The organism is Pseudomonas sp., from assembly GCF_049300855.1.
In the GTDB taxonomy this organism is placed as follows: domain Bacteria; phylum Pseudomonadota; class Gammaproteobacteria; order Pseudomonadales; family Pseudomonadaceae; genus Aquipseudomonas.
In genome coordinates this window covers 108751-120243 of the sequence record NZ_JBAQKH010000030.1, presented here as the reverse complement: position 1 = coordinate 120243, position 11493 = coordinate 108751, and the positions used below count along the sequence as shown (strand labels likewise).

The following is an 11493-nucleotide window of genomic DNA, read 5'->3' as shown; positions in this document are numbered from 1 at the left end:
ACGATCAGGATCTGCCAACGATGAAACTGGATGCTTTCGACCGCAAGATTCTCGCCGCCCTGCAACGCAACGGTCGCTTGAGTAACGTTGAGCTGGCAGACGAAATCGGGCTGTCGGCGTCGCCATGTTTACGCCGAGTGCGCATGCTTGAGGAGGCCGGGGTGATTCGCGGCTACCAGGCCAATCTGGATCGCGACGAAGTCGGGTTGGGGCTGACGGTGTTTGTCGGGGTCAAGGTCGAGCGGCATAACGACGAGCAGGCCGAAGCGTTTTACAAAGCCGTGACCGCGTTGCCGGAAGTGATTTCAGCGTTTCTGGTGTCGGGCGAATCGGATTTTCTGCTGCAAGTGGTGGTGCCGGATCTGCGCGCGTATGACCGCTTTCTCAGCGGCTGCCTGTTGAAGTTGCCGGGCGTGAGCGATATTCGCAGCAACTTTGCGATCCACACGGTGAAGACGCCGGGTGCTTTGCCGTTGGGGCATCTTCCGCTGTAGACCGAGTCGCACCCTTCGCGAGCAAGCTCGCTCCCACATTCGAGCGCAGTTCTCCAGCAGGAACACGGTCAACTGTGGGAGCTGGGTGGCCACCTACATCTGCGTCGCCATCCCCTCGACATTCATCGCCGCCTGACGCAACGCCTCGGAGCGCGTCGGGTGTGGATGGCACGTCAGCGCAATGTCCTCGGCCGACGCGCTGAATTCCATCGCCACACAAAACTCGCCAATCATTTCACTGACGCTCGGGCCGACAAGATGCACACCGAGCACTTCATCGGTGCGTTCGTCAGCGATGACTTTGGCGAAACCCTCGGTTTCATGATTGATCTTCGCCCGGCTGTTGGCGGTGAACGGAAACTTGCCAACCTTGTAGGCGCGCCCTTCGGCCTTGAGCTGCTCTTCGGTCTTGCCGACGCTGGCCAGCTCCGGTTTGGTGTAGATGACATTGGGGATCAGGTCGTAATTGACCTCGCCAGCCTTGCCATGGATCTGCTCGACACAGGCCATGGCTTCGTCCTCGGCCTTGTGCGCGAGCATCGCGCCGGATGTCACGTCGCCGATGACCCAGACGCCAGCGGCCTCAGTGCGATGCTGCTTGTTGGCGAGCATGCCGCGCTTGTCGGTGCTCAGGCCAACGTTCTCCAGACCCAGGCCTTGGGTGTACGGACGGCGACCGATGGCCACCAGCACGTAATCGGCTTCCAGTAACTCGGCGGTACCACCGGCGGCGGGCTCGACGCTGAGCTGCACGCCGCTGGCTGAGGAGGTGGCGCTGGTGACTTTCGAACTCAGTCTGAAGGTGATGCCCTGTTTGCTCAGCGAGCGCTGCAAGGTTTTACCCGCTTCGCCATCGACGCCGGGGCAAATGCGGTCGAGGTATTCGACCACGGTGACCTGCGCGCCCAGACGCCGCCACACCGAGCCGAGTTCGAGGCCGATGACACCGGCACCAATCACCACCAGGTGTTTGGGCACTTCGCTCAGCGACAGCGCGCCGGTGGAATCCAGAATGCATTTATTGTCGATCTCGACACCGGGCAGGGGAGTGGGCTCGGAGCCGGTGGCGATGATGATGTCCTTGGCGGTCAGCTCGACCTTACTGCCCTGATCGGCGGTTACCGTGACCTTGCCCGGGCCGTCGATGTGGCCCCAGCCCTTGATCCAGTCGACCTTGTTTTTGCGAAAGAGGAATTCGATACCCTTCGTCAGGCCTGCCACGCTTTCATCTTTCTGCTTCATCATTTGCGCGAGATTCAACGTCGGTTTGACTTCGATACCGAGGTTGGCGAACTCCGCACCCATCGCTGCATCGTACAGCTCCGAGGCATGCAGCAAGGCTTTGGAGGGCATGCAACCGACATTCAGGCAGGTGCCACCGAGGGTTGCGCGACCTTCGACACACGCGGCCTTGAGGCCCAACTGGCCGGCGCGGATCGCCGCGTTATAACCACCGGGGCCGCCACCCAGAATCACCACGTCATAGTTGTTCATGCGCTTACTCCAGTTCGATGGATGCGATCGCTAAAAGTAGTTCTCGGATAAAATTACGCACGTAATATGTGCGTTTCTGGGCATTTCGGTCAAGGCTTCAGGCAAGCGACAGGTTGGGCGTCTTTAGATAAGCGCAATTGTGTACGAATATTTCACGCTTTTCGTTATATCGTAACGATATGAACAGCGAGCCGAAGATTTTGGGGTGATATGCAAGTCGATCTGGAGGTTGATGGCACGCAAGTGAGCGGATTGCCGCGCTTTCAACAAGCGGCAGCGCAAGGACGGCGATTACGACGCTGGGCCATTGGCTTTGGCAGTCTTGCCGGTGCGGGTTGGGTGCTGGCTTTTTTTGTCGGGCTGTTTGCACCGCAATCGCTGTGGCTGCCGCTGTTGATCAATCAGAGTGCGGCATTGCTGGTGTTGGTCGGCGGGTTGCAAGCGGCCTGGTGGGTGGCTGCGTGGCGGGCAAGGGTGATCAATCCGCTGGCGGCAGTTCCTCAATCGGTGGACGAGCAGGCCGCGCCAGATGGCTGGTACGAGCGGCTGCTGGAACGCTTGAGTCAGCGCAGCCTGTATCTGCTCGGCCAGATGGGTGCCGCGACACTGTGGCTGGGCGCTTGGGCGCTATTGGCAGTGTCAAGTATCGAGCAGGTATGGAACCTCGCATTACCGCCGGCCGCCGTGGGTTTGTCGGCCACCGTCGGTGCGGTGTTGGCGTTACTGCTGGCGTTTGCGTTGCTGGTACTGGAGCGTCACCTGGCGCAGGAAAGTCCCGCGCAATGGCCCGAAGCCGGAACACTGGCGCAGCTGACGCGGGTGGCAATCATCAGTTTGCTGCTCAGTGCGTTGTGTTTATTGTTCGCCAGCGAGAGCGTTGTGTGGCCTATACGGCTGGCGGTGTTGATCGGTATTTTGCCGGGATTGGTCGCGATCGAGCTGCTATTGCGAGCCGTGCTCTCGGTGTTCAGTCCACGCCGTGAACTGCTTGAGCCGACCCTGCTGGCGCGCAGTTTTGTCGCCGACCTGCTGCGCTGGCCACCGCAACCGTTGCTTGCGTTGCAGGATGAATTGCACAACCGGTTTGGTATTGATTTGCGCCAGATCTGGGCGTTCAGCTACATGCGCCGCGCGTTTTTGCCAGTGTTGTTGCTGATCGCCGCGCTCGGTTGGTTACTCACCGGCATTCATGAAATACCCCTGCAAGGTCGTGGCATCTACGAGCGTTTCGGCAAACCGGTTGAAGTGTTCGGCCCCGGTTTGCATACGGGATTGCCTTGGCCATTGGGGCGAGTAATCAATATTGAAAACGGCGTGGTGCACGAGTTGGCGACCAGCGTCGAAAACCCGCTGGCGGTGCAACCGGGGCCTGCCGAAGGTCCTGCGCCCTTCACGGCCAATCGCCTGTGGGATGCCAGCCACGTCAATGATAAGTCCCAAGTTATCGCCAGCAGCCGTGGCGCGCAGCAGAGCTTTCAGATCGTCAACATGGACGTGCGCTTCGTTTATCGCATTGGCCTGACCGATCAGGCGGCACTGGCCGCCAGCTACAACAGCGCCGACGTACCCACGCTGATTCGCAGCACGGCCAGCCGGATTCTGGTGCATGACTTTGCCTCGCGCACCCTCGACGGATTGCTCGGTGCTGATCGGGTAGGGTTGGGCGAGGAAATCGGTCGCGCAGTGCAAGCAGACCTGCAGACACTCGACAGTGGCGTGGAAATCCTGGCGACCGTGGTCGAGGCGATTCATCCGCCGGCCGGCGCAGCCAATGCCTATCACAGTGTGCAAGCGGCGCAGATTGGTGCGCAGGCGTTGATCTCGCGTGAGCGTGGCGCTGCGGCGCAAGCGAGTAATCAGGCGCAGTTGCAGGCCAGCCTCGCGCGCGATCAGGCCAGCGCCAACGCGCGTGAAACCCAGGCGGCGGCGCAGGCTGCGGACCTGAAATTCACCGCCGAACAGAAAGCCTACGCCAGTGCCGGCCAGGCATTCGTGCTGGAGCAATACTTTAGTCAGCTCAGCCAAGGCCTGAGCAAAGCCAGGTTGCTTGTGCTTGATCATCGACTTGGCGGCAGCAGCAACGCACCGACCATCGACCTGCGTACGTTCACGCTGCCGGCAGACCCAACGCCAGCGCGCACCACCGCTCAACCAGGAGTTGCCCATTGAGCCAGTCGCACACTCACGATCATCATGACCACGGCGGCCACGATCACGGCCACGGCGGGCATCACCATCATCACGGGCATCACCACCACGGCGCGCCGGCAGAGGCGGGTCCTTTCCCGTGGCGGCGCATGGGCTGGGCGGCGTTGCTGGTGGCGTTTGCCATTGCGGCGGCGAGTCTGGTGCAAGTGCGCTCGGGTGAAGCCACGGTCATTACCCGTTTTGGTAATCCGTCGCGGGTGTTGCTCGATCCGGGCTTGAGCTGGCGCTGGCCGGCGCCATTCGAAGCGGCGATTCCGGTAGATCTGCGCCTGCGTACCACCTCTAGCGGTTTACAGGATGTCGGTACTCGCGACGGTTTGCGCATCATTGTCCAGGCTTACGTGGCGTGGCAGGTGCAGGGCGACCCGGACAATGTGCAGCGCTTCATGCGCGCCGTGCAGAACCAACCGGACGAAGCGGCGCGGCAGATTCGTACGTTTGTCGGCTCGGCGCTGGAAACCACGGCCAGCAGTTTTGATCTGGCGAGTCTGGTCAACACCGACGCCAGTCAGGTGCGCATCGCCGATTTTGAAGCTCAATTGCGTCAGCAGATCGATCAGCAATTGCTTGCCACCTACGGGGTGCGCGTGGTCCAGGTGGGCATCGAACGATTGACCTTGCCGTCGGTGACACTCACCGCCACGGTCGACCGCATGCGCGCCGAGCGTGAAACCATTGCCACCGAACGCACGGCGATTGGCAAACGCGAAGCGGCGCAAATCCGCTCCGCCGCCGAGCGCGATGCGCGGATTGTGCAAGCCGACGCAACGGTGAAGGCCGCCGACATTGAAGCGCAATCGCGCGTCGAAGCCGCGCAAATCTACGGGCGTGCGTACGCCAGTTCGCCGCAGCTCTACAACTTGCTGCGTTCACTGGACACCCTCGGCACCATCGTCAGCCCTGACACGAAACTGATTCTGCGTACCGATGCTGCGCCTTTCCGCGTGTTGGTTGATGGCCCGCCGACAATCGACAGCACACCCGGATCGCAGCCATGAGTGAAGAAGTTCCACGTGGAACACATTCGCTGAACAGCCCGTGGATTCAGGCCGGTCGTTTGGCGTTTATTGCGCTGTATGCGGTGACATTGTTGGCCGCGTTGGCGTGGGCGGTTTCCAATGTGCGGCAGATTGATCCGCAAAATCGTGCCGTGGTTTTGCACTTGGGAGCGCTGGACCGCATTCAAAATGCGGGGCTGTTATTGGCGTGGCCACAGCCATTCGAGCAAGTCATTTTGCTGCCGGCAGCCGACCGGGTCATCGAGCGTCGAGTGGAAAACCTGTTGCGCAGCGATGAGGCGATCAAAGCCGATCGGGTCGCTTCATTCGCTGTGCCGATCAGTGATGCGCTGGCGGGCTCTGGTTATTTATTGACCGGTGACGCCGGCGTTGTGCAACTGGATGTGCGGGTGTTTTACAAAGTCACCGCCCCGTATGATTTCGTGTTGCAGGGCGATCATGTGTTGCCGGCACTGGATCGTCTGGTCACCCGCAGTGCCGTCGCACTCACCGCTGCGCGCGATCTGGACACCATTCTGGTTGCCCGTCCGGAATTGATCGGTGCCGACAATCAGGCCGCTGAACGTCGCGAGCGACTGCGCGGTGATCTGGTGCAAGGCATCAATCAGCGCCTCGCTGAATTGAAGGCGAGCGGGCAGGGCATCGGTGTCGAAGTGGCCCGGGTCGATGTGCAATCGAGCCTGCCGGATCCTGCGGTCAGCGCTTTCAATGCGGTGTTGACTGCCAGTCAGCAAGCCGACAAAGCCGTAGCCAACGCGCGGACCGATGCAGAAAAGCTCACCCAGACCGCCAACGAACAGGCTGACCGCACATTGCAGGTTGCGCACGCACAAGCGGGTGAGCGTTTGGCCAAAGCTTCGGCGGACACGGCAACGGTGTTGAGTCTGGCCAAGGCACAACAGCAGGGCACCGACCCGCAAATGCTCCTGCGTTTGTATCGCGAGCGCATGCCGAAGATTCTCGGCCAGGCCGGCTCGGTGACCACGGTCGATCCGAAAGACGATTCCCGCCTGATCATTCAGGGAGCGACAAAATGAGTGCAACCACCGCTGCGCCGAGCCTGCTGTCGTCGGCCGAACAACGCCGCGCCGCGCGCCAACTGACCTTGGCCATGCTCGCGTTGGGCCTGCTCGGGCTCGGCCTGATCTGGCGTTGGCTGCTGCCGGAGCAGAGCGGCGTGAGTCAGTTGCTGCTTGGTTTCGCTTCCTTATTAGTGGCCGTGCCGGTAATGCGTTCGGCGTGGTACAGCCTGCGTTATCCGAGCCTGCACGGCATTACCGATCAACTGATTGCTCTGGCGATGCTCGGGGCCTGGGCGACCGGGGATTTACTCACGGCGGCGCTGCTGCCGATCATCATGATCTTCGGCCATGTGCTGGAAGAGCGCAGTGTCATCGGTTCGCAGGAAGCGATTCACGCCCTCGGCCAATTGACCCGCAGCCATGCCCGCAAGATTCAGGCGGACGGGACGATCATCGAAGTCGACAATGGCACGCTGAAACCCGGTGACAGCGTTGAAGTTCGTGCAGGTGATCGGATCCCGGCGGACGGTCGTGTGTTGTCCGGCCAGGCCAGCCTCGACACAGCTTCGATTACCGGTGAATCGGTACCGGTGGAGGCGGGTGTCGGCATGACCGTGTTCGGCGGCGCGATCAATCTGGATGGCCTGCTGCGCATCGAAGTCACCCGCACCGGCGAAGAGTCGACCCTCGGTAAAGTCATCGCGCTGATGCAAAACGCCGAACGTTCGAAACCACCGATCACCCGATTGCTGGAGCGCTATGCCGGCAGCTATATGGTGCTGGTGTTGTTGCTGGCGGCGGTGACCTGGTTCATCACCAACAACGCGCAAGCGATGCTCGCGGTATTGGTTGCCGCGTGTCCGTGCGCCTTGGTGTTGTCGGCGCCGGCCACGGCGATTGCCGGGGTAGCGGTGGCCGCGCGCCACGGCATTCTGATCCGCAGCTCGGCGTTCCTCGAAGAGCTCGCTGATCTGACTTCGCTGGTGGTCGACAAGACCGGCACGCTGACGTATGGCAGCCTGCACTTACAGTCGATCAGCAGCCCGCGCGCGGACTCTTCCAGTGTGCGGGCGCTGGCCGCCAGCCTCGGCGCGGCCAGCAGTCATCCGGTCAGTCGCGCACTCGCCGGGTTGGTCAGTCCGCAGGATTGTGTGGCGCTGACTGATATTCACGAGCGCCAAGGCCTCGGGGTCGTCGCCATGACCGCGCAGGGCGAAGCAGCGCTCGGCCGTCCGGAGTTGTTCGCACAGTTGGGCATCGCCACCACGGCAGTTCCCGAACACGATGGCCCGATTGCCGGACTGGCGCTGAACGGTGAATTCCTCGCCTGGCTATTGCTGGCCGACAGCATCAAACCGGAAGCGCGTTTCGCCCTCGGCGAATTGCGCGAGTTGGGTTTGGGGCGGCAATTGTTGCTGACGGGTGACCGCCACAGCGTTGCTCAGGCCTTGGCCAAAGATGTCGGTTTGCACGAGGTGCAGGCGCAAGCGTTGCCCGAGGACAAACTCAATCGTGTGCTCAAGGAAATCGATGACGGTTTCCGCCCGATGGTGGTGGGCGACGGCATCAACGATTCGCTGGCACTGAAGGCTGGCGTGGTGGGCGTCGCGATGGGGGCGGGCGGTGCCGACATTGCGTTGGCCTCGGCCGACATCGTGCTGATCGGAAGCGACCTGCGCCGGCTCGGCACCTGCGTGCGACTGAGCCGGCAGTGCCGGCGGACGTTGCAAGTCAACGTGATCATTGGCCTGGGCTGGACGCTGGCGATCGTGGTGTTTGCCGCATTCGGCTGGCTCGGCGCTGCGGGGGCGATGATTGCGGCGCTGCTGCATAACCTCAGCACGCTGCTGGTGCTGGGCAATGCCGGGCGCTTGCTGCGCTTTCAGGAGCCTTTGCTCAAGCTCGAGAAAGACCATTGAAATTATTTTCGCAGCCTCTGTAACGCCACAAGGGCAGCCTTCTCTAGTGCTATGTCGGGACTGAACAACCTTCCAGCCGACACCCCTGACGATTACCGAGGATAAGAAAAATGACCATCAAGACCGCTGCTGCTGGTGCTGCTCTCGCTTTCGCCGCCGCCACGATGTTTGCCGGTATTGCCACCAACGCGATGGCTGCCGATGCCAACGTTCACTGCTACGGCGTCAACGCCTGCAAAGGCCAGAACGACTGCAAAACCAAAGACCACGCCTGCAAAGGCATGGGCGCCTGCAAAGGCCAGGGCTTCAAAGCGATGACTCAATCGGCTTGCGAAAAAGCCGGTGGCAAGGTCGGCGAATAACTGACCGCCAAGTGCCGCCGCAGTGGTTCAGGCCACTGCGGCCACTTTTTTTGCAGGAGTCGGCTCATGTCCGCTTCACATCCCTTCCTCGGCTATGGCCTGGGATTGCGCAGTACTTACTACCAGCAGATCCTCGAACAGTCGCCTGATGTCGACTGGTTTGAAGTGGTCTCGGAAAATTTCATGGTGCCGGGCGGCAAAGCCCTGTACTACCTGGACGCCATCGCCGAACGCTACCCACTGGTGATGCACGGCGTCTCCCTGTCCATCGGCGGGCCGCATGCCCTCGATCCGGACTACCTCAAGCAGCTCAAACAATTGGCCGAGCGGATCAAACCCGCGTGGATCTCCGATCACTTGTGCTGGAGCCGCGGCAACGCCCATCAGTTGCATGACTTGTTGCCGCTGCCATACACCGAAGAAAGTCTCGAATACATTGCTGGCCGCGTGGCTCAGGTGCAGGACGTGCTGCAGCGGCCGCTGGTGTTGGAAAACGTCTCCAGTTACGTACGCGCTGCCGCGGATGATTTCACCGAGTGGGAGTTTCTTGGCGCGCTAAGCCAAGCGACTGGCTGTGAGTTACTGCTGGATGTGAACAACGTCTATGTCAGTTCACGCAATCATGGTTTCGATCCCTGGACCTTCATTCAAAGTCTGCCGACTGACAAAGTCCGCCAGTTGCACCTTGCCGGCCACAGTGATTACGGCGACTACGTCATCGATACCCACGACCACCCGGTAAGCGATCCGGTCTGGGCGTTGTATCAGCGCACGCTGGAACACTTCGGCCCGGTGGCGACATTGCTGGAGCGCGACGATCATTTCCCGCCTTTCGAAGAGCTGCTCGATGAGTTGCGCACCGCGCGTGAACTGGGCGACCAAGTCCTGACCGGGAGACAGCCATGCGCCTGAATGAATGGCAGTTGGCATTCGAGGCGTTTCTGCTGGATGAAACGGCGGCGGATGCTGGCTTGGGCAACAGCCTGATTGGCGGGCCGACACTGAATGTCGGTACTGGTCTGGCGATTTATCACAACGCCTACAAGGCGCGTCTGCTGGACGTACTGCGCAATGACTTTCCAACGATCTGGCACTGGCTGGGTGACGCAGAGTTTGATCAGCTCGCCACGGCGTACATTCGCCAACAGCCGTCAGCTCATTACAGCCTGCGCTGGCTGGGCAAAGGCTTTGAAGATTTCATCCGCGAGCATCTGGTGCGCGAGCAAAGTGCTCCGCTGGCTGAATTGGCCGCGCTGGAATGGGCGTTCACTCTGGCATTCGATTCCCCGGCAGGCACGCCACTGACGATCGATGCAATGGCGACGCTCGCCGCCGAAGAATGGCCGACCCTGCAAGTCAAACCGGCGCCTTCCCTGCAATGGCTGCGGTGCGCATACAACAGTGTTGCGATATGGCGCTCGGTAAAGGCTGAAGCGGATTTTCCCGAGAGCCAGGCGCTGGCATCGCCACAAGTCTGTGTTATCTGGCGCAGTGAGTTGGTGTGCAGTTATCGCAGCCTCGCAAGCGCTGAGGCCGATGCCCTTGATGGGCTGTTGAACCAGGCCTGGAATTTCTCCGAACTGTGCGCAGAGTTAGCAGTCACTTATGGTGAGGGCGCTGCGCTGCAAGCCGTTACCTGGCTGAAACAGTGGGTCCAGGACGGTTTGCTGGAGCGCCTGCAACGATAGATTTGGCTAATCAAATCGATAGCCTGCTATTTTTCAAGGATGGTCTACCCTCAGATCTGACGGTCTGAAACAAGGGGGATTTTCCATGCTCGCGCAACTTCCACCGGCCTTACAGAATCTGCAGCTACCGCTTCGACTGCGACTCTGGGACGGCCATGAGTTCAACCTGGGGCCGGCGCCCAGCGTCACCATCGTGGTCAAGGACCCGCAGATGGTCACCCAGTTCACCCATCCAAGCCTTGATGCACTCGGAGCGGCATTCGTTGAAGGCAAACTTGAGCTGGAGGGCTCGATCAGCGAGGTCATCCGGGTCTGCGACGAATTGAGCAACGCGTTGCTCGGTGACGATGACGACAATCAGCCGGTGCGGGTCTTGCACGACAAGGAAGCCGACGCCAAAGCCATTTCCTACCACTACGATTTGTCCAACGCGTTTTACCAGCTCTGGCTGGACAGCGACATGGCGTATTCCTGCGCGTATTTCGAAACGGGCAGCGAAACCCTGGAGCAGGCGCAGCAAGCCAAATTCCGCCATCTGTGTCGCAAGCTGCGTTTGCAGCCGGGCGACTATTTGCTGGATGTCGGCTGCGGTTGGGGCGGGTTGGCGCGGTATGCCGCGCGTGAATTCGGCGCCAAGGTCTTTGGCATCACCCTGAGCAAGGAACAACTGGAACTGGCGCGCGAGCGAGTTAAAGCCGAAGGCCTGGAAGACCAGATCGAACTGCAGTTGCTCGATTACCGCGATTTGCCGCAAGACGGGCGTTTCGACAAAGTCGTCAGCGTGGGGATGTTCGAGCACGTCGGCCACGCCAATCTCGCCGAGTACGGTAAAACCCTGTTCGGTGCGGTGAAGGAGGGCGGGCTGGTGATGAACCACGGCATTACCGCCAAACACACCGACGGCCGTCCGGTGGGGCGCGGTGCCGGGGATTTCATCGAGAAGTACGTATTCCCCAACGGCGAGCTACCGCACTTGTCGATGATCTCCGCCGAGATCAGCGAAGCCGGGCTGGAAATTGTCGACGTCGAAAGCCTGCGCCTGCATTACGCGCGTACGCTCGATCACTGGAGTGAGCGGCTGGAAGACAACCTCGAAGCGGCTGGCAAACTGGTGCCCGATCAAGCACTGCGCATCTGGCGTTTGTACCTGGCCGGTTGTGCGTACGCGTTTGCACGCGGCTGGATCAACCTGCACCAGATACTCGCGGTGAAAGCGCATCCGGATGGCAGCCATGAACTGCCATGGACCCGCGACGATATCTACAATCCTTGATGCCGCGCGAAACT

At 60.8% G+C, this 11493-nt stretch carries 10 protein-coding genes; 9 read left to right on the top strand and 1 reads right to left on the bottom strand.

What is annotated here, in order from left to right; translation table 11 throughout:
* The first annotated feature begins 20 nt into the window (after window positions 1-20).
* Window positions 21-494 carry an Lrp/AsnC family transcriptional regulator gene (locus WA225_RS18175; protein WP_064116528.1) on the top strand — a complete coding sequence of 158 codons (474 nt, stop codon included), beginning with the start codon at window positions 21-23 and terminating at the stop codon, window positions 492-494.
* Between the two features lie 93 nt (window positions 495-587).
* On the opposite strand, the gene lpdA is transcribed toward WA225_RS18175, so the two are convergent.
* Complete coding sequence (lpdA, locus tag WA225_RS18170) at window positions 588-1988, bottom strand: dihydrolipoyl dehydrogenase (RefSeq protein WP_422608999.1); 1401 nt, start codon at window positions 1986-1988, stop codon at window positions 588-590.
* 210 nt (window positions 1989-2198) lie between these two features.
* Between lpdA and hflK (WA225_RS18165) the strand changes: the two genes are divergently transcribed.
* From hflK (WA225_RS18165) to cfaB, 8 genes are all read left to right on the top strand, one after another.
* On the top strand, window positions 2199-4157 hold the full coding sequence (hflK, locus tag WA225_RS18165) for a protease modulator HflK (protein WP_422608998.1): 1959 nt from the start codon (window positions 2199-2201) through the stop codon (window positions 4155-4157).
* Window positions 4154-5194, top strand: a complete 1041-nt coding sequence (hflC, locus tag WA225_RS18160) for a protease modulator HflC (RefSeq protein ID WP_422608997.1) — start codon at window positions 4154-4156, stop codon at window positions 5192-5194. Before hflK (WA225_RS18165) ends, hflC begins: the two co-directional genes overlap by 4 nt.
* Complete coding sequence (gene hflK, locus WA225_RS18155; RefSeq protein WP_422608996.1) at window positions 5191-6252, top strand: protease modulator HflK; 1062 nt, start codon at window positions 5191-5193, stop codon at window positions 6250-6252. Before hflC ends, hflK (WA225_RS18155) begins: the two co-directional genes overlap by 4 nt.
* A complete protein-coding gene (locus WA225_RS18150) occupies window positions 6249-8156 on the top strand; it encodes a heavy metal translocating P-type ATPase (RefSeq protein ID WP_422608995.1) in 1908 nt (635 codons plus the stop codon). Before hflK (WA225_RS18155) ends, WA225_RS18150 begins: the two co-directional genes overlap by 4 nt.
* A gap of 110 nt (window positions 8157-8266) precedes the next feature.
* A complete protein-coding gene (locus tag WA225_RS18145; protein WP_422608994.1) occupies window positions 8267-8518 on the top strand; it encodes a hypothetical protein in 252 nt (83 codons plus the stop codon).
* 66 nt (window positions 8519-8584) lie between these two features.
* Entirely contained in the window at window positions 8585-9430 is an 846-nt protein-coding gene (locus WA225_RS18140; protein ID WP_422608993.1) for a DUF692 domain-containing protein, read from the top strand.
* Window positions 9421-10206, top strand: coding sequence for a putative DNA-binding domain-containing protein (locus WA225_RS18135; protein WP_422608992.1), 786 nt, complete (start codon window positions 9421-9423; stop codon window positions 10204-10206). Before WA225_RS18140 ends, WA225_RS18135 begins: the two co-directional genes overlap by 10 nt.
* Before the next feature lie 85 nt (window positions 10207-10291).
* Window positions 10292-11479, top strand: a complete 1188-nt coding sequence (gene cfaB / locus WA225_RS18130; RefSeq protein WP_422608991.1) for a C17 cyclopropane fatty acid synthase CfaB — start codon at window positions 10292-10294, stop codon at window positions 11477-11479.
* The last annotated feature ends 14 nt before the right edge of the window (window positions 11480-11493 follow it).